Source organism: Paraburkholderia sp. Ac-20342, assembly GCF_017104985.1.
Taxonomy (GTDB): Bacteria; Pseudomonadota; Gammaproteobacteria; order Burkholderiales; family Burkholderiaceae; genus Paraburkholderia.
Map to the genome: position 1 here is coordinate 26252 of NZ_JAAGPQ010000028.1, position 20563 is coordinate 46814.

Below are 20563 nucleotides of genomic sequence, written 5' to 3' on the forward strand. Positions count from 1 at the left end.
TGCGCTTTTATTCGCAGTGGTCGGCCGGACGTGAATTCGGTGTGACTCCAGCGCGGTTCCGGGTCACGCAGCCGGCCTGCCTGGCGGCATGCGATCCGCATGTTTCGCTCCTTTCTTGACCCACGCTTGCAGGCTTTCGAGACGCGATGCCACATGTACTGATTGTCGATGACGACGCAGCTACCCGCGAGGCGCTTTCCGCAATCATGGGGGGAGACGGCCTGACCACCGCCACCGCGGGCGATTTGCGCGAAGCGCGTATTCAACTGGTCCGGCAGATGCCGGACGTCGTATTCACCGACCTGAAGCTGCCTGACGGCAGCGGGGTCGATCTGTTCGAAGACCTCGATCCGCGCTCCGGCGTCGAAGTGATCGTGATTACCGGTCACGCGACCGTGGAGTCGGCGGTCAGCGCGCTCAAGATGGGCGCCGCCGACTACCTCGTGAAGCCGATCAACATGCAGCGCGTGAAGGCGATCCTCTCGCGCCTGCCGCGCGCCGGCGACCTCAAGGCGGAGATCGGCACGCTGCGCGGCGAGTTGCGCCGCATGGGCCGCTTCGGTCTGATGCTCGGCAATTCGCCGGCGATGCAGGAGGTCTACGACCAGATCAGCCGAGTCGCGCCGACGGCGGCCTCGGTCATGCTGGTCGGCGAATCGGGCACCGGCAAGGAGGTCGCCGCGCAGACGCTGCACGAGTTGAGCCTGCGTCGCAAGCATGCGTTTCTCGCGGTCAATTGCGGCGCGATTTCTCCGAACCTGATCGAGTCGGAAATGTTCGGCCACGAGCGCGGCTCGTTCACGGGTGCGGACCGCCAGCACAAGGGTTATTTCGAGCGTGCGAACGGCGGCACGCTGTTCCTCGACGAAATCACCGAGATGCCGATCGAGTTGCAGGTGAAGCTGCTGCGCGTGCTCGAAACCGGCATGTTCATGCGCGTCGGCACGACCCGGGAAATCGAAACCGATGTGCGCCTGATCGCGGCCACCAACCGTGATCCGGAGCAGGCGGTGCTCGAAGGCAAGCTGCGGCTCGATCTCTATCACCGCCTGAACGTATTTCCGATCAGCCTGCCGCCGCTGCGCGATCGCGGCAAGGATGTCGAACTGCTCGCGCAGGCGTTCCTCGACGAACTCAACGAGCGCCATGACACGAAGAAGCATTTTCCGGCCGCGGTCAAGGAGATGCTGCTGTCGTACCCATGGCCCGGCAACGTGCGCGAGCTGAAGAACTACGTGCAGCGCGCGCACATCATGTCGGGCGCCGATTCGGACAGCACCGCGACCGTGCCGTTGCAGATCACGCTGTCGAAGCCCGCAGCCGGCACCGCTATCACGATTCCGTTCGGCACGTCGCTCGCCGAAGCGGACCGTCAGCTGATCCTGGCGACGCTCGAACAATGCGGCGGCGTGAAAACGCGCGCCGCGGAAATTCTCGGCATCAGTCTGAAGACGCTGTACAACCGCCTCGTCGAATATGGCAACGATGCGCGTGAAGACGGCGACGCCGCCGACGAATCGCGCGCGCTGGGCGGCGCGAACGCCTGATTCGACGCGGCGATTGGCGTAGAACGCTGCGGGTTCGCGCCAGTCGCGTTGAGCGGCGCCGGTTCGCCCGGTGCTTCGCTTCGATAAGTCTGAATCAGCACGCTAACCCGGCACGCCAAACCTGACTCCCCAGACGACCGCGCGCGCATCGCAAAACGGCACAGCCTTTGCTGCGTTTCAACGAAACGCAAAACGAGGACACCGACATGCCGCGAGACGTTGCCGCTCCCGAGCCGCCGCTGCCGAAGCGCGCTCACCGGCCCGAGCCGGTCGAGCCGCCCACTGCGCCGCCCGATCCGGGCGAACCCGATACGCTTCCAACGCCGGGCCCCGACCCGATCGATCCCGACGAACCGTTTGCACCGCCGATCGGCGATCCGCCGCCGCAGCCGACGCAAGCGCCTCAGGCCAATGCACGTCCACTGCGGCCGATGCGCTTGCGCCGCCAGAAGCGCTGGCCGCATCGTCACGGCAATCCGCGCACCGGACCTCGCGCCGCGACAGGCTAAATCATGCAAAACGCCCCGTTCGCGGCGGCGAATTGATGTACTTGTTACAAAGCCGAGGCATTTTTTACCGGCAATTTGCCGTCACGCCCCCTAGACTGTATGAATGCCGCCACAGCGGCGAGCTTCCCCTGGAGGCATCGATCATGCGGCATCCCGCATTGCGACGTTCCGCGCGGCACTCGAAGCGCGGTCCCCGGCAGGGCGACGGCAACGCCGAGCCGGCCGTGTCGCCGGACCCGGCCGGGCAGAACCGGATCGCTCCGCATACGCCGCCGGACGGCGAACACAATCAGGGCGGGGTGCGTCAGGAAGGGCTCGAATACCAGCGCGACCTCGGCTCGGAGCAGGACGCCTGAGCCCCGGCGGCCACTTCGGGCAGGCACGAGGACCGGTAAACAAGGCTTCCTGTTTCATCATATAAGACAGAAAAAACTTCTTCGCGATGGTCTGTGGTCGCGCGTTTTTGCTCGTCCAACGCAGTTGAATATATTTTTATTTTCGAGATACCGCGGAAATCGGCACGCCACTTGCGTGCACCGTTTTGGCACATATCCGCATACAACGAAACAATGGAGTACCAATGAGCAGATTGATCGTGGTATCGAATCGTGTCGCACCGATCCAGGAGGCGCGGCCCGCGGCGGGCGGGCTGGCCATCGGCGTGCTCGACGCGTTGAAGGAGACCGGCGGCGTCTGGTTCGGCTGGAGCGGCGAAACGGTGGGCGAGCCGTCCGCCCCGGTGATCGAAAAACAGGGCAACGTGACCTACGCGACGGTGGGCCTCACCAAGCGCGACTACGATCAGTACTACCGTGGCTTCTCCAATACGACGCTGTGGCCGACCTTCCACTATCGCAACGATCTCTCGCGCTACGACCGCCAGGAGTACGCCGGCTATCAGCGCGTCAACGCGACGCTCGCGAAGCAGCTCAAGGAGCTGCTCGAACCGGGCGACATCATCTGGGTCCATGACTATCATCTGCTGCCGTTCGCGCGCTGCCTGCGCGAACTGGGCGTGCAGAACCCGATCGGCTTTTTCCTGCACATTCCGTTTCCGGTGCCCGAGGTGCTGCGCACGATTCCGCCGCACGACGAACTCGTCAAGGCGATGTGCAGCTATGACGTGATCGGCTTCCAGACCGAAGCCGACCGCCAGTCGTTCGTCGACTACATCGAGCGCGGCCAGCACGGCACATCGAGCGAAGACGGCATGGTCCACGCGTTCAATCGCTTCCTCAAGGTGGGCGCCTATCCGATCGGTATCTATCCCGATGCGATCGCCAGGGCCGCCGAGCAGTTCATCGACCGCAAGCCCGTGCGCAGCCTGCGCGACGGCATGCGCGGCCGCAAGCTGATCATGAGCGTCGACCGGCTTGATTACTCGAAGGGGCTCGTCGAGCGTTTCCAGGCATTCGAGCGGCTGTTGCTGAACGCGCCCGGCTGGCATGGCCGCGTCTCGCTCGTGCAGATCGCGCCGCCGACCCGCGCCGACGTGCAGACCTATCAGCGCATCCGGCAGACGCTGGAGGGCGAGGCGGGGCGCATCAACGGCCGTTTCGCGCAGCTCGACTGGACGCCGATCCAGTATCTGAACCGCAAATACGAGCGCAATCTGCTGATGGCGCTGTTCCGCCAGTCGCAGGTCGGCTACGTGACGCCGCTGCGCGACGGCATGAATCTCGTCGCGAAGGAGTACGTGGCTTCGCAGGACCCGGCCGATCCGGGCGTGCTCGTGCTGTCGCAGTTCGCGGGCGCGGCCGAGCAGTTGCCGGGCGCGCTCGTCGTCAATCCGTTCGATCTCTCGCAGATGGCCGAAGCGCTCGAACGTGCGCTCTCGATGCCGCTCGCCGAGCGCCAGGCGCGTCACGCGGACATGATGAAGCCGATGCGCGAGAACAACCTGTCGGTGTGGCGCGATACGTTCCTCGACGATCTGCGCAACGTCGCGACCGCGTCTTCGGTGAGGGCCAAAGCGGTAAAGCTCGCTGACGTGACGGCATCGTCGTCGTAAGCGCAGGGGCGTCGTCCGCGCTGGTGGCCGCGGATGGCGCCCATGCCGATCACGTCTGATTCGCGGTAGCGCGCCAGGAGACCTGGAGCAATACGTGGAGCAATGAAGGAAGGGCGCGCATCGCGTCGTGCGATGCGCGCCCTTCGTTTGCGTGGGCCTATGGGCCGCGTGTGTTTCTACGCGTGTTCATGCGCTTGCGTGCACGCGCATGAACACGCGTATAGGCACGCAAGCACGACCGCGGGAACGTGAGTACGCGACTAGGCGACCACACGACCACACGCGCAGCAACCTCAATCCGGCTGCGTCACCTTCTGCATGATCCGCATCGTGCTCACGAGCGCGGCTACTGCCGAAAAACCCGCGGCGACATACAGCGCAACGATCGGCCCGTTCTGCGGCGCGACGCCGAAGATCAGCGCGACCAGGGCCGCGCCCAGCGTCTGTCCGGTCAGGCGCGCGGTGCCGAGCATGCCGCTCGCGCCGCCGCTGCGCTCGCGCGGCGCCGAAGACAGCATCGTGCGATTGTTCGGCGACTGGAAGATGCCGAAGCCCGCGCCGCACAGCGCCATGCGCCAGGCGATCTGCAGCGCGTCCGGATGCGGGCCGAGCGTGGCGAGCAGCAGCAGCCCGGCCGTCATCGCGGCGAGCCCGATGCCGCCGAGCCAGCCGGCCGACACCTTGTCCGACAGCACGCCGGCAATGGGTGCCGCGATGATGATGATCGCGGGCCACGGTGTCATCAAAATACCGGTTTCGACCTGCGACAGGCCGAGCGTTTCCTGCAGCATGAACGGCAGCGACACGAACGCGAGCATCTGCGCGCAGAACGAACAGACCGAGGTGCCGATCGACAGCGCGAACACCGGGATGCGCAGCAGGTCGATCGGCAGGAGCGGCGCGGACTGCCTGAGCTGACGGCGCACGAAGAAGTAGCCGATCACGAGTGCGCCGAGCGCTTCGAGCGTCACGTAGCCGAAGAGCTCGCCGTGACCGAGGCCATCGACCGCGAAAATCAGCAGGCCGAACACGAATGCGTTCATGACCGCGCTCAGATAGTCGTACGGCGATTCGTGGCCGCGGTTCAGCGGCAGTGCCTTGATGGCGCAGACGATCGCCGCGACGCCGATCGGCACGTTGATCGCGAACAGCCACGGCCACGAGGCGACGGCAAGCACGCCCGAGGCGACCGTCGGTCCGATCGCCGACGACACCGCGACCACCACCGCGTTGATCGAGACGCCGCGCCCGAGCTGCGCGGGCGGATAGATCATGCGCACGAGCGCGGTGTTCACGCTCATCACGCCGGCCGCCCCGAAGCCCTGGAACACGCGCGCGAGCGCGAGCGTCGTCAGCGAGGTCGAGACCGCGCAGCCGAGCGAGGCGACCGTGAAGACGATCAGCCCGGACAGATAGATGCGCCGGTAGCCGATGCGATCGCCGAGCGAGGAGAACGGCAGCAGCGTGATCGTGATCGCGAGCTGGTACGCGTTGACGACCCAGATCGACGAGGCGGCGCTGGCGTTGAGGTTGCGCGCGATGGTCGGCAGCGCGACGTTGGCGATTGCGCTGTCGAGCACCGCGAGCGTGAGCCCGAGCGCGATGACGAGCATCGCCCAGTAGCGTTGCGGAATCGGCAGACCCTGGTGTTCGGCACCTTGTGCCGGCGAGGCGGCGAGGGTGGAGCCGTCGTTGCGCGAGGATTGTGCGTGCATCGATTGTTCGAGTTGTGATGGGACGGCTGCGCAGTCGCGCGACCCGGCGTGAAGGCCGCTTCGGCCCACGCCGGCGCCGCATCCTGCTGCGTTATTTGAGTTCGTAAAGGCCCGTGTGAGTGGTCGAGTCGATTTCGTTCAGGTGGGTCATGAAGCGCGCCACCGCGTTGGTGGTGTCCGCGTTGACCGGCAGATGCGGCACCTTCAGCGCATGCAGCCGGAAGATGTAGCGATGCGTGCGATCGCCGCGCGGCGGCGCAGCGCCGCCGAAGCCGACCGTTCCGTAGTCGTTGCGCACCTGCAGCGCACCTTGCGGCAGCAGCGCGCCGTCGGCCTTGCCGGCATTGCGCGGCAGCGCGCGCGCATCGGCCGGAATGTTGACGACGACCCAGTGCCAGAAGCCGCTGCCGGTCGGCGCATCGGGATCGTGAACGGTGAGCGCGAAGCTTTGCGTGTCCGCGGGCGGAGCTTCCCATTGCAGCGACGGCGAGATGTTTTCGCCGTCGACGCCGAATGCCTTGTCGTCGTATTCGTGGGCTTTCGGCATGAAGCCGTTGGTGGGAAAGTCGTCGGACCAAAGACGGAAGTCAGCCATGATGTGCCTCCCTTGTTGATTGGTTCTGCGAGCGTCGGAGCGTGCGCCTGCGAGGCGGACGAAGGCACCTGGGCGGCCCGCCGACGTGTTGCGCAACGTGCGGCGCAGGCGCCTGCACGCATTGCGGATGCAGGGCGATACGTACGCCGATACGCATTCCGGGAACCCCTCGACAGCCCCCCGAAAGCGCTCCGAACAAGCCTTTCGAGTGTATCACCAGCGGCCGCCGGACTACCGCACGAGACGTGGGCAGCGCGCGCTTTTCAGCCGTCCTGGCGCGTTCTAACGCTGTTTTTCATCCGCGTTCTTCGAACTCCGGCGCGTCGCTTTTGAGCCATGCGACGAGCCGTTCGAGCACGCCCGCGATATCGCGATTCGCGCCGCGCAAAGCGCATTCCCATACCACGGCGACGCGCCAGCCGCTCGCGAGCAAGGCGGCGTGCACCTTCTCGTCGTTGCTGCGATTGCGGCCGATCTTCTCGCGCCAGAACTCGGGCCGCGTCTGCGGCCATTTGAACAGATGGCAGTCGTGGCCGTGCCAGAAGCAGCCATGCACGAACACGACCGCGCGATAGCGCGGCAGCACGATGTCGGGCCGGCCCGGCAGATCGCGGGCGTCGAGCCGGAAGCGAAAACCCTGCCGGTGCAGCAGGCTGCGGATCAGGATTTCCGGCTTGGTGTTGCGCCCGCGAATGCCGGACATCATGCGGCTGCGGGTCGCGCTATCGACGATATCGACCATCGTCAGCGTCCCGGCGAAGCATGCGCGGCGCGCCGGCTGCCTCGCGTGCGGGACCGCTCACGCATGGAGCGGCCAAGACTGTTTCGAACCATGGCGGGTCGGACTCGCGAGTAGGGTTTGCAGATGCGGCTGCATGATACGCGCCACTTCGCGCATCACCGGCATCACGACGCTGTTGCCGAACTGGCGGTAGGCCTGCGTATCGCTGACCGGAATCCTGAAGGTGTCGGGAAAGCCCATCAGGCGCGCGCATTCGCGCGGCGTGAGACGGCGCGGCCGCAGCGCTTCGCCCTGATAGACGAGGATCTCGGAGCCGTCCTTGTGATAGCGCGCCGAGAGCGTGCGCGTGACGCTATCCGGATACGCCATGCCGAAGCCGAAGCCGTTGCCGGCCGCACGATGCTTTGCCGCGTAGTTCTGCAGATAGGCCCATAGCTTCGGTGTGAGCGTGTACTTCGGCTGTACGCGGCGCGCGGCGTGGTCGAAGAAACGGTCGTGGTCCCACGGCAGCACGGGCTCGCTGCCGTCCGTGCGATGCAGGATCGAGCCGAGGCGCGGGCCGTGCTCAGGCAGGCGCAGGTCGTCCCACGAGAACCCAGTCTTGCCGCGAAAGCCGACGATGATGATGCGCTCGCGATGCTGCGGCGTGAAATGCTGCCCGTCGATCACGCGGTAATGCACTTCGTAGCCGAGTTCGTCGCGCAGCGTTTGCAGGATCACGTCGAAGGTGCGGCCCTTGTCGTGCGAGAGCAGGTTCTTCACGTTTTCGAGCAGGAACGCGGCGGGGCGCTTCGCCGCGATGATCCGCGCGACGTCGAAAAAGAGCGTGCCCTGGGTCGTGCATTCGAAGCCGTGCGGACGCCCCAGCGCGTTTTTCTTGCTGACGCCGGCGATCGAAAACGGCTGGCACGGAAAGCCGCCGAGCAGCACGTCGTGGCTCGGCACGTCTTCGGCGGGAAAGGCGACGATGTCGCCGATCAGCTCATGCTCCGCGCTGCCGGAATAGTGTTCGCCGTAGTTCTCGCAGTAGGTGCGTGTCGAGAACTCGTTCCACTCGCTCGTGAACACGCATTCGCCGCCATGCGCCTCGAAGCCCATGCGAATGCCGCCGATGCCCGCGAACAGATCGATGAAGCGAAAGCGCGCCGCGCCGCTCGTGTGGTTCGCCGTGCGCGCGCCCTGTTGCAGCAGATCGCGCAAAGCGGGCTCCAGCATCGCGGGACAAGGCGTTTCGCCTTTTTCCCAGCGCCGTACCGTTTTGATGTCCTTGCCGACGTGGGCGGCGATTTCGCGTTGAGTGAAGCGGGCGCGCGCCTGCCGGAGCAGGTCGAGCGGAGCGGCGAGGGTCACGTGGCGTCCTTGCTGGGAATATTTGCGGACATTATGACCTAAGGTTGTCCCATTTCCCTATTTTTACCGCCGATGCTCAAGGAATTCTCCGCGGGTTCGCTTCGTCACGACATTCATCGGTGGAGAAATGTGCTTGTCACGGTTCGGCGTGTAGGCTTGTCTTGTGACGCCGGTTCCCTGCGTTGCACTGTGTGTTTATGGCCGCGCCCCGTGACGGTGTGCGCGGCCAATTTTTTTGCGGCGGCGCTTGCAGAGCGACGAACGTGGAACGCAGCGCGTCAGACGGGGCGGCCCGTTTGCGAGGAACCGCTGGAGCGCGCCGAATACGCCGCACCTGACGCGTGCTCGTGCGGCAACGGCGCGGCCGCCGCCGGAGCGAACCGCTCCCATTCGGGCAGCGGCGCCGATTCGAGGCGGTCGAGTTGCAGCAGCAGGCTGTCGACCTTGCAGAACTGCGCGTGCGAGAGATGGCCGACGTCGAACAGCGCATGCAGGCGCTTGCGCCAGTAAACGGCGGGCAGAATCGGACCGCCGAAATCGCCGCGCAGCGACACCGGCATGACGCGTGCGATGTGCGCGAGGTCCTGGTCGATCAGCGCGGCTTGCGATGATCCCGAAAGCGTCGTGAGCAGGTTGTCCATGGCTCCTCCATGATTTTTGTTACGGCCGTGCCCGGCGCGACTTTAGGCTGCTCATGAGAAATTTTTCGCTATCGCGGGCATGCGCGGCGCGATTCCGCGCCGCGCATGACGGCGTTCTCGGGCATAGCCGTTGCTGTACCGCGATACCGGCGCAATGCCGCGCCGGCATGTGGGCTTATCGCGGAAACGGAGTCGCATATGAACAAGGATCAAGTGAAGGGCGTAGGCGAACAGATCAAAGGCAAGATCAACGAAGCCGTCGGCAAGGCGACGAACGACCCTGCCAAAGAGCTGAAGGGCCATCTGCAGCAAGGCGCCGGCAAGGTGCAGAAGGCCTACGGCGACGCGAAGGAAGAAGCGAAGGACGAGGCGAAGCGCAACAAGCCGTAAATTTTGCCCGGTGTGGTTTGCCGTCGGAGCAAAGGCGTCGCCGAGGCGGCGGCGCCTTTGCGTTTTATGCGGTGCGTACCTTGATGTGCTGGTTTGACGTGGCGGTGCCGTGCGTCGACACAACGCGGACGGCAAGCGGACGGAGAGCGGACGGCTCGTGACGGGTATTGCAGATACGGCGGTTTGCGCCGTGGCGTGTGCCGGTGCCTGGGAGTAACCCGCGATGTCGATGGCGGACGTTCCGTGCGCGGCGTGTCGCCTTTAGACTGGGCGCATCCCACAAGGAGATCGCGCCCATGACACCCGAAAAAATGCTTTCGATGTTCGAGCGGCAGTACCTGGAAGGCAAGACACCGGCCGATCTCGAAGCGGCCTGCGCGAGCTTCGCCGCCTGGCTCGCGGCGGCGTGGGAATTGCTCGACGGCAACGAAAAGACGCTGCTGCTGACGGTCGGCGCGGCCTTGTGGCGCGACGGATATAACGTGCGAGCAGGGACCGCGACCAAGGATTTATGGTGAGCGGTCCGGTGTGGGCGGCGACGCGAGGCCGGGGAGCGAGGTAGCGAAGCCGGAAGGCGACGGCGTCGCCCGCGAAGATTTTGTCGCCGCGCGCGTTGCGCCGTGTCGGTTTATATTGGCCGGTCTTGAAATTTCTCTCGCATGAGGCGACCCAATCCCATGACCGATTTGTCCGCTTTCCCGATTACGAAGAAATGGCCCGCCGAGCATCCGGAGCGGATTCAGCTCTATTCACTGCCGACGCCAAACGGCGTGAAAGTCTCGATCATGCTCGAAGAGACCGGCTTGGCGTACGAGCCGCATCTGGTGCGCTTCGATACCAACGATCAGATGACGCCGGAATTCCTGTCGCTGAACCCGAACAACAAGATCCCGGCGATCCTCGATCCGAACGGCCCCGACGGCAAGCCGCTGCCGCTGTTCGAATCGGGCGCGATCCTGATCTATCTTGCCGACAAGAGCGGCCAACTGATCGCGCAGGACGCGGCCGGCCGCTACGAAACGCTTCAGTGGGTGATGTTCCAGATGGGCGGCATCGGCCCGATGTTCGGTCAGGTCGGCTTCTTCCATAAATTCGCCGGCAAGGAATACGAGGACAAGCGTCCGCGCGATCGCTACATCGCCGAGTCGAAACGGCTGCTCGGCGTGCTCGAACAGCGCCTCGAAGGACGCAAATGGGTGATGGGCGATCAGTACTCGATCGCCGATATCGCGATCTTCCCGTGGGTGCGTAATCTCGTGGGCTTTTACGAGGCAGGCGAGCTGGTCGGCATTCAGCATTTCCCGAACGTGAGGCGCGCGCTCGCTGCTTTTATCGAGCGGCCGGCCGTCGCGCGCGGCTTGAATATTCCGCAGCGTCCGGCTTGATCGCGGGGCTCGGGCCGGGCGGGTGACGTTGAGCCCGGCCTTGAGTGGAAGCGGGTAGGGGGAACACGGAGGAACGCGGATCGCCGGGTTGGGCCGCCGCGGGGCCGTGCGACGGCGGGCGCAGCGGCGAATGCTCAGGCCGCTTCGACGAATACGCCGTCGGCAAACACGATCCACGTTGCCTTGTCGTGACGGGCCCGCTCTTTCACGATCTTCAACTCGTTTTCGGTCAGTGCCAGCACGTTGACCAATTCCATCATGAAGTGCACGGCTGGAGCGGGGGCAGGGGCATGCCCCAAGCCGGCTTTGTGCGCGGCCACGATTTTTACCTGGGCTCGTCGGAACTCGGCGGAAAGATCCACGGGCGGTTTCTTCTCTCTTGCAATCTTCTCCTGCAACGAGATGTTGACCGACGCCGCGATGAAATTGCCGGCGACGCCGCTGAAGAGCGCGAGCATCGAGGTCATGAAGATCTTTTGAGCTTCTGTCCAGCCCGGCAGAATGAATGCGCCCGTCATGAAAGCGATAAAAAACATGACGATGCCGCTAAAGAGCACGATGCGCGCGTTCTTTTTCTCGATGTTCGATGCTGCCCAAAAGGCAACGGCAAGAAGCACGAGATTGATAGCCACGCCGATAGCGATGGTCGATGTCGCAGACATGTTCATGTTCTGTATGTAGTCGGTTGAGTGTGCGAGCGTGTTGGCGGTTTATGGTAATGGAAGTGGTTGGGGCTTTTTATGCGGCGGCGATAAATAACGAAAAAAGAACTCGCGCCACGAAATGCAAGTACATCGCTAATTTCAATGGGACGCCTGGCGATTGCACGACGAATCCGTTCTGCTTTTCAGCGTGGTCCGCGAATAGGTTCGGGAACGTTCTCGGTGCGAGCAGCTTTGGCGATACCTTTGCCACGCTGATCGGGCGTTTTCATATCTGGTGCTCACGCGTCCATGTCGTGTGACGTGCCGCGAGCCGGCGGCACGGCACGGTGCGGCGCGGTTCCGGTGCCGAGGCATGCTAGGATCGTCAGCCGTCGGTCGCCTTTCGGTCGGTCCACCCCATGCGATGAAAGCGAGTTACCAGGATGCCCATCAACTATCTCCGCAGCTTCACGGCGCCTGAACGGACGGACGCCACGAATCGCCGCCTCGGCCGATCATTGGCGTTTGTCGCGGGGGCGGCGAACGCCGGCGGTTTTCTGGCCGTTGGCCAGTACACCTCGCACATGTCCGGGATCGTCTCCTCGCTGGCCGATAATGCCGTGCTCGGAGAGGCGGGCCTGTTCGTTTCGGGGCTCGGTTCGCTGCTTGCGTTTCTCGTTGGCGCGGCCGCGTCGGCCATCCTGATCAACTGGGGGCGTCGCCGGCGCCTACGCAGTATTTACGCGACGCCGCTCGCGATCGAGGCCGTTCTTCTGCTGTGTTTCGGGCTGCTCGGCGCCAATCTTGAACATCATCGCCTGCTCTTTCTGCACCTGACTGTCGGCGTGCTTTGCTTCGTCATGGGACTGCAAAACGCGATGATCACGAAAATTTCCCGCGCGGAAATTCGCACCACTCACGTCACCGGCCTGGTCACCGACGTCGGAATCGAACTGGGCAAGATGTTCTACTGGAACAGGCGACCGGTGGCCGGCGAAGGTAGCGTCCAGGCGGATCGGCAAAAGCTCGCGCTGCTTGGTTCGCTGCTTCTGGCGTTCGTCGCCGGCGGCGTGGCTGGCGCATTGGGTTTCAAGCATCTGGGATTCATATCGACGGTGCCGCTTGCGATCGTCCTGCTCACGTTAGCGGCGGTGCCGCTGCTCGATGATCTATGGGGCGAGCGCTGTTAGTCCGGCGAGCGCACAGGGTCGCCCACGAACCCGACTATTCCTTTGCCTTGGTTGCCGGGGCGGCGCGCTTGAGTTTTTTCGGGGCATCGCTTTTCCCCAAGCCCCAGTCGTCATACTTTTTCATGCAGAACATCAGCACGAGAATGCAGAGCACATAGACGCCGACGGTCCAGTTGTTATCGGGGTGCTCGGAAATCGTTAAGAATGCCGCCGAGGAGATGCCAAGCATCAACGGCGTGAGGGCTTCATCCGGACCCTCGGTGAAGAGCATGTAGCCCAAGTCAATCCCGGCCGAAATCCCCAAGGCTTTGCCGATGTATTGGAACGTGTGGATCGAAAGCAGGTGCGCCATAAACGTCGACTGCTCAAGCGCCTTTTGGTCCCACACATGGGGAATCTGCAGCGTTTGCATGAGTTCCGCCGCGCCCTTGAGCAGGAGGGTGGCCATGAGGGTCGCACCGATCAGGCATTGAAGCCCCACTTTGACTGTGTGCGCTATGCGGGTAACGGGATTGAGTGCCTCTGTGTGTTCGTCGTTTTCGGTGGTCGTTTGGGAGTTCATTATGGGTTTGCCTGATGCGGTGACGGTATTGCCTGCTCGTCATAACGACCTCGTTGGCGAAAACTGAAGACTTCGTGCTCGTCTGTGCGAATGCGGGGGTGTGGTTTATCGGGTGTTTTGTGCGGTTTTTCTGTTATTGGGTCAATGAGCGGGGTGACCGCGTTCCGGACATGCCGGGTAATATCCGTACCATGATGGAGACGATGGGCGGGACTGTCGAGATTGATGAGTATCGGTAGGGTACGGGTTGGCGCGGGCAGAAAAAAGCCCCGCAGTGCAAGGCGTACGGTTTTTTCTCCGGGAAACCTTGGGGGACGCACACGCTCTATCAGGTTTCCGTGAGCGAAAGCTTCTTCGAGCAGTTTCCCGAGTGGCGCGTATACCTCAAGCCGTAGCGGGCGAGAGATCAAGTCGTTCAAAGAGGGCCTTTAGCGCTAGCCAGGACATTGCTCAATGTCCATGGCCGCCGCCGTGACCTCCGCCGCCATGTCCACCGCCATGGCCGCCGCGACCGCCTTCCCAGCGCCCGTGGCCGTGATTCCAGTCTCTATGACGGTAGTCGCCACGGTGGTAACCACCTCCACCGCCTACCCATACGTTGACGCCACCATAGCCGTAGCCGGGCGCATAGCCAGGACCGTAAGCGTATCCAGGGTCGTTGTATCCATATCCCGCAGGGTATGCGGCGCAACCCGAGAGTGCAGCCAACAACCCCACTACCAACGCGATTCTAATCATGATGTGCTCCTTTCTTCCTTGTAAGAAAGGGCACTCACGGCCTTAGTTCGCGAGGAATTGTGACCGCTGATTACGGTTGCTTACGAGTCGTCCTGCCGGCGACTCCGGTGCTCGGCGGGAAGCGCCGGCTAAATACGATAATTGATGACCTCCGAATCGCGATTCTCGCAATCACTATCGGTTTTTTGCAGTGGCTCGCTTCTTCATACGTTGCGGTGGTTTCGGATTCCAGTGCCCGCGCACGCTTCACTTCCTTCTTCTGCTCCGACGGATCAGTGCCCGCGGTCAATAGTTGCCGAGCGACTAGGCATGCCTTTCTGGCGTCTGCGAGACTTACCTCAGGATAAACGCCGAACGAGGCCAGTTTTTCCTTGTCGTCAAACCGGTACTTCATCCGCCAGTAGCGCGAGCCGTTTGGCATCACCTGAAGGTAGAGCCCCTTGCCATCGGCCAAGCGGTAGGGCTGTTCAGCTGGCTTGGCCTTGCGGATTTGAAGCTCGGTCAGCGGGGCAATCTGCTTGGGCATGGTTTTGGGGGTATCGATTTTGGGGGTATTCGGAGATATCCCCAAACAATCTGGCTTGTATTGGGAAACCTTGGTCAATGATTGGCAGCAAAAAGCCCCGCAGCGCAAGGCATACGGGGCTTTTCTGGGAAACATTGGGAGACGCTGGGAAGCTATCTGGTCCCCCTGACAGGAATCGAACCTGTATCTAGCGCTTAGGAGGCACTTGTTCTATCCATTGAACTACAGGGAGAGAGGACCGAAGCGGATATAGCGGATATCCGCGAGGACATGAAGTCCAAATTCGCCAGCGAGGGCAAAGTATATCAAACCCGCTCCGGCAAAAGGAGCGCCTGCCCACGACCCCGCAAAAACAAACAGCCCGGCAGACATCGTCTGCCGGGCCGCATGGCCTTTCTCCGGGCCAACCGCGCGGCGCTTATTCACACGCCCAAGCGTGCCGCGCCGCCGTGCAATTCAACCCGCCTGCCTCAAAACTCCACCACTGCGAACTCTGCCTTGCCGACATCGCACAGCGGGCAGCGCCAGTCTTCGGCGATATCGGCGAAGCGCGTGCCGGGCGCGATGCCTTCCTCGGGCAGGCCTTCTTCTTCGTTGTAAATCCAGCCGCAAATCAGGCAGACCCAGCTCTTGTATTCAGTCACTTCGATTACTTCACTCACGACGTACTCTCTCTTTCAATGCAATGGCCGGCTTGGTCCGCCCCTTTTTGGGGCGGCGCGGCGACCCGCAATATTACCGGAATTCGTCACCCCGGCCTCGAACGGCCCGGGCTACGCCTCGCGCAACGCGCCTTCGCTATCGTGGACGGGCCTCGTCATACGCAGCGTGTATGCTTGATCCGCAGCTATTTCATTCGACAGGCGCGCCGCGTGCTTCGCACGCATTGCGGCGATTCGCCTCAGGCGAGCGTGGCGTCACCACGTGCGCGATTGTCCTTTCTGAAAGGAGAAAACGATGTTTAAAAACAGTTGGTTGGCAGGTATCGCAGCGGTAGGGCTGCTGGCCGTTTCGGGTGTGGCGCAGGCCGCGAGCGTCTACTTCGTGCAGCCGGCCGATGGCGCGACGGTGAGCAATCCGGTGCATGTCGTGTTCGGTCTCGACGGCATGAAGATCGCGCCGGCCGGCACGATGACGGAAGGCACGGGGCACCACCATCTGCTGATCGACGGCAAGCCGCTGCTGAAGGGCGAGGTTATCCCCGCGACCGACAAGTCGCTGCACTTCGGCAAGGGACAGACCGAAACCGATCTGACGCTGCCGTCGGGCGACCATACGCTGACGCTGCAATTCGGCGACGGCATGCATCGCTCGTATGGTCCCGAGATGAGCAAGACGATCACGGTTCACGTGAAATAAGCACGTCGAGCAAGCACGTGAAATAAGCCGCCGTTCCGGCAAGCAGGGCAGGCGCGCACGCTGCCTGCCCGCGCCGTTTGTGTGGCGCGTGCTCGTGCCTCGTCCATGCGTTGCATGGCGCGTCGCTCGTACGAGTTCGCCCGCGCTTCCCTCACGTTTCCCCACGCTTCCCTCGCGTGTCCCCCCGGACACATCCCGGCGACCGGCTCCGCGCCCGGCACACCCGGTACAATGAGCGGCTTCGGCTCATCGCTGTCTTTTCCCATTCCCATGTCGCTTTACACCATCACCGGAGCCCAACTGGCGTTCGGTCACGTCGCGCTGCTCGATCACGCGGATTTCTCGCTCGAAGCGGGCGAGCGCGTCGGACTGATCGGGCGCAACGGCGCGGGCAAGTCGTCGCTGCTGAAGATCGTCGCCGATCTCGCCAAACCCGACGACGGCCTCATCACGCGTCAACAGCATCTGAGCACGGTTTACGTGCCGCAGGAGCCCGAGTTCGACGCCGACGACACCGTGTTCGACGCGGTCGCCGCCGGTCTCACGGAGGCGCGCGCGCTGCTCGACGAATACGACGCGGTCGCGCATCAGCTGGCCGACACGCCCGAGGGCGCGGAACACGACGCGCTGCTTGCGCGCATGAATACGCTGCAATCGTCGCTCGACGCGACGGACGCCTGGAGCTGGAGCACGCGCGTCGCCACCACGCTGCAGCAGATCGGCCTGAACGGCGAGGCGCGCGTCGGCTCGCTGTCGGGCGGCATGCAGAAGCGCGTCGCGCTGGCGCGCGCGCTCGTCGTGCAGCCCGACGTGCTGCTGCTCGACGAACCGACCAACCATCTCGACTTCGACGGCATCCGCTGGCTCGAAGAACTGCTGGTGTCGCTGCGCGCGGGGCTGCTGTTCATCACGCACGATCGCGCGTTTCTCGACCGCGTCGCGACGCGCATCGTCGAACTCGATCGCGGGCGGCTCCTGTCGTATCCGGGCAATTTCTCGGCCTATCAGACCCGCAAGGCCCAGCAGCTCGAAGTCGAGCGCATCGAGAACGAGAAGTTCGACAAGCTGCTCGCGCAGGAAGAAGTGTGGATTCGCAAGGGCGTCGAGGCGCGCCGCACGCGCAGCGTCGGCCGTATCGCACGGCTCGTGCAGATGCGCAACGAACGCGCCGAGCGCCGCAACGTGCAGGGCAACGTCAAGCTCGACGTCGGTCAGGGCGAGAAGTCCGGCAAGATCGTCGCGGAACTGACGGACGTGACGAAGCGCTACGGCACGCGCACGGTGATCGACCGCTTTAGCGCCACGGTCATGCGCGGCGACAAGATCGGCTTCGTCGGTCCGAACGGCGCGGGCAAGACCACGCTGCTCAAGACGATCCTCGGCGAACTCGCGCCGGACGAAGGCAAGGTGCGCACCGGCACGAATCTGCAGGTCGCGTATTTCGACCAGATGCGCGCGCAGCTCGACCTCGAAAAGAGTCTCGCGGACACCATCAGCCCCGGCAGCGAGTGGGTCGAAATCAACGGCCAGAAGAAGCACGTGATGAGCTATCTCGGCGACTTCCTGTTCGCGCCGGAGCGCGCGCGTTCGCCGGTCAAGTCGCTGTCGGGCGGCGAGCGCAACCGGCTGCTGCTCGCGCGTCTGTTCGCGCGGCCGGCCAACGTGCTGGTGCTCGACGAGCCGACCAACGACCTCGACATTCCCACGCTCGAACTGCTCGAAGAACTGCTGATCGACTACGACGGCACGGTGCTGCTCGTGAGCCACGACCGTGCATTCCTCGACAACGTCGTGACCTCGGTGATCGCCTCGGAAGGCGAGGGCAAGTGGCGCGAATACGTCGGTGGCTTTACGGACTGGCAGACCCAGCGCGATCGCTCGGAGCAGCTTGCGCTCGACGCGCAGAAGGACGCGGGCAAGGAAGCGCCGAAGGACGCCGCGGCGAAGGACAGCGCCGCGGGCCGCAATGCGCAGCGCACCGTGAAGCTGTCGTTCAAGGAGCAGCGCGAACTCGAAGCGCTGCCGCAAATGATCGCCGACCTCGAAACCGAGCAGAAAGCGATCGGCGCGCAACTCGAAGACGGCTCGGTGTTCGCGAGGGATGCGCGCGAAGGCGCGCGTCTGACCGAGCGTTATGCCGAGATCGACGAAGAGCTGCTGGTTGCGCTCGAACGCTGGGACGAGCTGGAAAACCGGCGCAAGTAATCGGTTCGGCGCAGGGCGGCGGGCGTGCCTGCACCCGCCGCCCCGCGCCATGCAGCGCTTTTCCGCACCTCGTGCGCGCCGCCGCGCGCATGTCTCCGTGCCCTGGCGGGCCTTGTCCGGACGGCCAATTCCGCGCGCCGTCAATTGCCGACGTTATCGAAATCAGTACAATACCCCGCGAACAGGCTGCCCCGGCAGGCGCGCCGGCCGGGTTGCGCGAGACCGCGCGAGCGGGTGCGCCAGCGGCAAGCCGCGCGACAAAACAGCTTGCCCGCAGCGCGGGCACCTCGCCTAACCCCGTTGTTTCGTTTCGCTTTTTTTGAAAACTCAACGTATTGTCCACGGACCTGTCCACAGGACCTGTGGACAACGATGAACCGAGACGCACCGAGTCAATCATGTCCACGAAAAAGCCAAACGCCGCGTATAGCGAAGCGTCGATCAAGGTGTTGAAGGGTCTGGAGCCGGTCAAGCAACGACCCGGCATGTATACCCGCACCGAGAATCCGCTGCACATCATTCAGGAAGTCATCGACAACGCCTCGGACGAAGCCCTCGGCGGCTACGGCCGGCAAATCACGGTCACCCTGCATGCGGACCATTCGGTCTCGGTCGAGGACGACGGCCGCGGCATTCCATTCGGCATGCATCCCGAAGAGGGCGTGCCGGTCGTCGAAATCGTGTTTACGCGCCTGCACGCGGGCGGCAAGTTCGACAAGGCCGCCGGCGGAGCCTACACGTTCTCGGGCGGCCTGCACGGCGTCGGCGTGTCGGTCACGAACGCGCTGTCCACGCGGCTCGACGTCACCGTGTGGCGCGACGGCAAGGTCGCCGAACTGAGCTTCGCCAACGGCGACGTTGCGAAGCCGCTCGTCACGCGCGCCGCGGCGAAGGGCGACAAGAGGTCGGGCACGCGCGTGACCGCATGGGCCAATCCGAAATACTTCGACTCGCCGAACCTGCCGCTCGGCGAATTGCAGCGCCTGTTGCGCTCGAAAGCAGTGCTGCTGCCGGGCGTCGAAGTCACACTCATTAACGAAAAAACCGGCGAACAGCAAAGCTGGAAATACGACGACGGCCTGCGCGGCTATCTGCTCGAAGGCATGAACGGCAGCGATCTGCTGATTCCGCTGTTCGAGGGCGAGCGCTACGCGGAAAGCTCGCGTTCGAGCGAAGAGACGTTCGCCGAAGGCGAGGGCGCGGCATGGGTCGTTGCATGGAGCGAGGAAGGCCCGCTCATGCGCGAGTCGTACGTGAACCTGATTCCGACGCCCGCGGGCGGCACGCACGAGTCGGGTTTGCGCGATGGTCTTTACCAGGCGGTCAAGAGCTTCGTCGAATTGCATAACCTGCAGCCGAAGGGCGTGAAGCTGCTCGCCGAAGACGTGTTCGCGCGCGTGTCGTTCGTGCTGTCGGCGAAGGTGCTGGACCCGCAGTTCCAGGGACAGATCAAGGAGCGCCTGAATAGCCGCGACGCGGTCAAGCTCGTGTCGTCGTTCGCGCGGCCCGCGCTCGAACTGTGGCTCAACCAGCACGTCGAGCACGGCAAGAAGCTCGCGGACCTCGTCATCAAGCAGGCGCAGGCGCGCACGCGCGCGGGGCAGAAGGTCGAGAAGCGCAAGAGTTCGGGCGTGGCCGTTCTGCCGGGCAAGCTGACCGATTGCGAATCGACGGAAATTGCGCGCAACGAGCTGTTCCTCGTCGAGGGCGATTCGGCCGGCGGCTCCGCGAAGATGGGCCGCGACAAGGAGTACCAGGCGATCCTGCCGCTGCGCGGCAAGGTGCTGAACACGTGGGAGACCGAGCGCGATCGCCTGTTCGCCAACAACGAGGTGCACGATATTTCGGTGGCGATCGGCGTCGATCCGCATAACCCGGACGACAAGGTCGATCTGTCGAACCTGCGCTACGGCAAGATCTGCATTCTGTCGGACGCGGACGTCGACGGTTCGCATATCCAGGTGCTGCTGCTCACGCTGTTCTTCAAGCATTTCCCGCAACTGATCGAGCGCGGCCATGTGTGCGTCGCGCGCCCGCCGCTGTTCCGCGTCGATGCGCCCGCGCGCGGCAAGAAGCCCGCGCAGAAGCTCTATGCGCTCGACGAAGGCGAGCTCGAAGCGATTCTCGACAAGCTGCGCAAGGACGGCGTGCGCGAGAGCCAGTGGTCGATCAGCCGCTTCAAGGGTCTCGGCGAAATGAGCGCCGAGCAGCTGTGGGACACGACTATGAATCCCGACACGCGCCGCCTGCAACCGGTCGCGCTCGGCGAACTCGACTACGACGCGACCGTCGCGCGCATGACGATGCTGATGGGCAAGGGCGAAGCGGCGTCGCGCCGCAGTTGGCTCGAAGAGAAGGGCAACGAAGTGGAAGCGGACATCTGAGCGCCGCGTTGCAGCTTCAGCGCCACCGCCGCATACGACACTTCAAGCCAAACACGGATACGGAATCTAG

At 63.7% G+C, this 20563-nt stretch carries 20 protein-coding genes and 1 tRNA gene; 11 read left to right on the forward strand and 10 right to left on the reverse strand.

Annotated features, from left to right (window positions below):
- Positions 1–146: 146 nt before the first annotated feature.
- From G3N58_RS13865 to otsA, 4 genes are all read left to right on the forward strand, one after another.
- Positions 147–1547, forward strand: coding sequence for a sigma-54 dependent transcriptional regulator (locus G3N58_RS13865; RefSeq protein WP_167036858.1), 1401 nt, complete (start codon positions 147–149; stop codon positions 1545–1547).
- Between the two features lie 206 nt (positions 1548–1753).
- Positions 1754–2056, forward strand: coding sequence for a hypothetical protein (locus G3N58_RS13870; RefSeq protein WP_167036861.1), 303 nt, complete (start codon positions 1754–1756; stop codon positions 2054–2056).
- Between the two features lie 143 nt (positions 2057–2199).
- Positions 2200–2412 carry a hypothetical protein gene (locus G3N58_RS13875; RefSeq protein ID WP_167283885.1) on the forward strand — a complete coding sequence of 71 codons (213 nt, stop codon included), beginning with the start codon at positions 2200–2202 and terminating at the stop codon, positions 2410–2412.
- Between the two features lie 224 nt (positions 2413–2636).
- Positions 2637–4067: an alpha,alpha-trehalose-phosphate synthase (UDP-forming) gene (otsA, locus tag G3N58_RS13880; protein WP_205999417.1), complete on the forward strand. Its 1431-nt coding sequence runs from the start codon at positions 2637–2639 to the stop codon at positions 4065–4067.
- A gap of 293 nt (positions 4068–4360) precedes the next feature.
- Here otsA and G3N58_RS13885 read toward each other — a convergent pair whose 3' ends face one another.
- The 5 genes from G3N58_RS13885 to G3N58_RS13905 form a co-directional block, all read right to left on the reverse strand.
- The gene (locus G3N58_RS13885; protein ID WP_167036869.1) at positions 4361–5782 is read right to left on the reverse strand and encodes an MFS transporter; all 1422 of its coding nucleotides are present in this window, start codon (positions 5780–5782) and stop codon (positions 4361–4363) included.
- 91 nt (positions 5783–5873) lie between these two features.
- Positions 5874–6377, reverse strand: a complete 504-nt coding sequence (locus tag G3N58_RS13890; protein ID WP_205999418.1) for a YbhB/YbcL family Raf kinase inhibitor-like protein — start codon at positions 6375–6377, stop codon at positions 5874–5876.
- A gap of 295 nt (positions 6378–6672) precedes the next feature.
- Positions 6673–7119, reverse strand: a complete 447-nt coding sequence (gene vsr / locus G3N58_RS13895; RefSeq protein ID WP_167036875.1) for a DNA mismatch endonuclease Vsr — start codon at positions 7117–7119, stop codon at positions 6673–6675.
- A 57-nt stretch (positions 7120–7176) separates the two neighbouring features.
- A complete protein-coding gene (gene dcm / locus G3N58_RS13900; protein ID WP_205999419.1) occupies positions 7177–8469 on the reverse strand; it encodes a DNA (cytosine-5-)-methyltransferase in 1293 nt (430 codons plus the stop codon).
- A gap of 278 nt (positions 8470–8747) precedes the next feature.
- A complete protein-coding gene (locus G3N58_RS13905; RefSeq protein WP_167036880.1) occupies positions 8748–9110 on the reverse strand; it encodes a hypothetical protein in 363 nt (120 codons plus the stop codon).
- Between the two features lie 198 nt (positions 9111–9308).
- Here G3N58_RS13905 and G3N58_RS13910 point away from each other — a divergent pair, with 198 nt between their 5' ends.
- The 3 genes from G3N58_RS13910 (at position 9309) to G3N58_RS13920 (ending at position 10885) form a co-directional block, all read left to right on the forward strand.
- Positions 9309–9500 carry a CsbD family protein gene (locus G3N58_RS13910; RefSeq protein ID WP_167036883.1) on the forward strand — a complete coding sequence of 64 codons (192 nt, stop codon included), beginning with the start codon at positions 9309–9311 and terminating at the stop codon, positions 9498–9500.
- Between the two features lie 296 nt (positions 9501–9796).
- A complete protein-coding gene (locus G3N58_RS13915) occupies positions 9797–10018 on the forward strand; it encodes a hypothetical protein (RefSeq protein WP_167036886.1) in 222 nt (73 codons plus the stop codon).
- A gap of 159 nt (positions 10019–10177) precedes the next feature.
- On the forward strand, positions 10178–10885 hold the full coding sequence (locus G3N58_RS13920; protein ID WP_167036889.1) for a glutathione binding-like protein: 708 nt from the start codon (positions 10178–10180) through the stop codon (positions 10883–10885).
- A gap of 134 nt (positions 10886–11019) precedes the next feature.
- On the opposite strand, the gene G3N58_RS13925 is transcribed toward G3N58_RS13920, so the two are convergent.
- Positions 11020–11547 (reverse strand): hypothetical protein, encoded by a 528-nt coding sequence (locus G3N58_RS13925; RefSeq protein WP_167036892.1) that lies wholly within the window; start codon positions 11545–11547, stop codon positions 11020–11022.
- 425 nt (positions 11548–11972) lie between these two features.
- Here G3N58_RS13925 and G3N58_RS13930 point away from each other — a divergent pair, with 425 nt between their 5' ends.
- On the forward strand, positions 11973–12719 hold the full coding sequence (locus G3N58_RS13930) for a YoaK family protein (RefSeq protein ID WP_167036895.1): 747 nt from the start codon (positions 11973–11975) through the stop codon (positions 12717–12719).
- A 34-nt stretch (positions 12720–12753) separates the two neighbouring features.
- Here the strand turns inward: G3N58_RS13930 and G3N58_RS13935 are convergent, their stop codons facing one another.
- The 4 genes from G3N58_RS13935 to G3N58_RS13950 all read right to left on the reverse strand — a co-directional run bounded on the left by G3N58_RS13935 (position 12754) and on the right by G3N58_RS13950 (position 15207).
- Complete coding sequence (locus tag G3N58_RS13935) at positions 12754–13281, reverse strand: hypothetical protein (protein WP_167036897.1); 528 nt, start codon at positions 13279–13281, stop codon at positions 12754–12756.
- Positions 13282–14089: 808 nt separating this feature from the next.
- Positions 14090–14545 (reverse strand): Arm DNA-binding domain-containing protein, encoded by a 456-nt coding sequence (locus G3N58_RS13940; RefSeq protein ID WP_205999420.1) that lies wholly within the window; start codon positions 14543–14545, stop codon positions 14090–14092.
- A 157-nt stretch (positions 14546–14702) separates the two neighbouring features.
- A tRNA-Arg gene (locus G3N58_RS13945) sits at positions 14703–14777 on the reverse strand.
- A gap of 238 nt (positions 14778–15015) precedes the next feature.
- Positions 15016–15207 carry a rubredoxin gene (locus G3N58_RS13950; protein ID WP_167050023.1) on the reverse strand — a complete coding sequence of 64 codons (192 nt, stop codon included), beginning with the start codon at positions 15205–15207 and terminating at the stop codon, positions 15016–15018.
- A gap of 295 nt (positions 15208–15502) precedes the next feature.
- On the opposite strand from G3N58_RS13950, the gene G3N58_RS13955 reads away from it, so the two are divergent.
- The 3 genes from G3N58_RS13955 (at position 15503) to G3N58_RS13965 (ending at position 20493) form a co-directional block, all read left to right on the forward strand.
- A complete protein-coding gene (locus tag G3N58_RS13955; RefSeq protein WP_205999421.1) occupies positions 15503–15904 on the forward strand; it encodes a DUF4399 domain-containing protein in 402 nt (133 codons plus the stop codon).
- Positions 15905–16174: 270 nt separating this feature from the next.
- Positions 16175–18109, forward strand: a complete 1935-nt coding sequence (locus tag G3N58_RS13960; RefSeq protein ID WP_205999422.1) for an ATP-binding cassette domain-containing protein — start codon at positions 16175–16177, stop codon at positions 18107–18109.
- Between the two features lie 398 nt (positions 18110–18507).
- Entirely contained in the window at positions 18508–20493 is a 1986-nt protein-coding gene (locus G3N58_RS13965) for a DNA topoisomerase IV subunit B (protein ID WP_167050016.1), read from the forward strand.
- The last annotated feature ends 70 nt before the right edge of the window (positions 20494–20563 follow it).

Bases quoted from the DNA above. Each gene is read 5' to 3' on its own strand.
- G3N58_RS13865 (WP_167036858.1), top strand. From the start codon at position 147: ATGCCACATGTACTGATTGTCGATGACGACGCAGCTACCCGCGAGGCG.
- G3N58_RS13870 (WP_167036861.1), top strand. From the start codon at position 1,754: ATGCCGCGAGACGTTGCCGCTCCCGAGCCGCCGCTGCCGAAGCGCGCT.
- G3N58_RS13875 (WP_167283885.1), top strand. From the start codon at position 2,200: ATGCGGCATCCCGCATTGCGACGTTCCGCGCGGCACTCGAAGCGCGGT.
- otsA (WP_205999417.1), top strand. From the start codon at position 2,637: ATGAGCAGATTGATCGTGGTATCGAATCGTGTCGCACCGATCCAGGAG.
- G3N58_RS13885 (WP_167036869.1), bottom strand. From the start codon at position 5,782: ATGCACGCACAATCCTCGCGCAACGACGGCTCCACCCTCGCCGCCTCG.
- G3N58_RS13890 (WP_205999418.1), bottom strand. From the start codon at position 6,377: ATGGCTGACTTCCGTCTTTGGTCCGACGACTTTCCCACCAACGGCTTC.
- vsr (WP_167036875.1), bottom strand. From the start codon at position 7,119: ATGGTCGATATCGTCGATAGCGCGACCCGCAGCCGCATGATGTCCGGC.
- G3N58_RS13905 (WP_167036880.1), bottom strand. From the start codon at position 9,110: ATGGACAACCTGCTCACGACGCTTTCGGGATCATCGCAAGCCGCGCTG.
- G3N58_RS13910 (WP_167036883.1), top strand. From the start codon at position 9,309: ATGAACAAGGATCAAGTGAAGGGCGTAGGCGAACAGATCAAAGGCAAG.
- G3N58_RS13915 (WP_167036886.1), top strand. From the start codon at position 9,797: ATGACACCCGAAAAAATGCTTTCGATGTTCGAGCGGCAGTACCTGGAA.
- G3N58_RS13920 (WP_167036889.1), top strand. From the start codon at position 10,178: ATGACCGATTTGTCCGCTTTCCCGATTACGAAGAAATGGCCCGCCGAG.
- G3N58_RS13925 (WP_167036892.1), bottom strand. From the start codon at position 11,547: ATGTCTGCGACATCGACCATCGCTATCGGCGTGGCTATCAATCTCGTG.
- G3N58_RS13930 (WP_167036895.1), top strand. From the start codon at position 11,973: ATGCCCATCAACTATCTCCGCAGCTTCACGGCGCCTGAACGGACGGAC.
- G3N58_RS13935 (WP_167036897.1), bottom strand. From the start codon at position 13,281: ATGAACTCCCAAACGACCACCGAAAACGACGAACACACAGAGGCACTC.
- G3N58_RS13940 (WP_205999420.1), bottom strand. From the start codon at position 14,545: ATGCCCAAGCAGATTGCCCCGCTGACCGAGCTTCAAATCCGCAAGGCC.
- G3N58_RS13955 (WP_205999421.1), top strand. From the start codon at position 15,503: ATGTTTAAAAACAGTTGGTTGGCAGGTATCGCAGCGGTAGGGCTGCTG.
- G3N58_RS13960 (WP_205999422.1), top strand. From the start codon at position 16,175: ATGTCGCTTTACACCATCACCGGAGCCCAACTGGCGTTCGGTCACGTC.
- G3N58_RS13965 (WP_167050016.1), top strand. From the start codon at position 18,508: ATGTCCACGAAAAAGCCAAACGCCGCGTATAGCGAAGCGTCGATCAAG.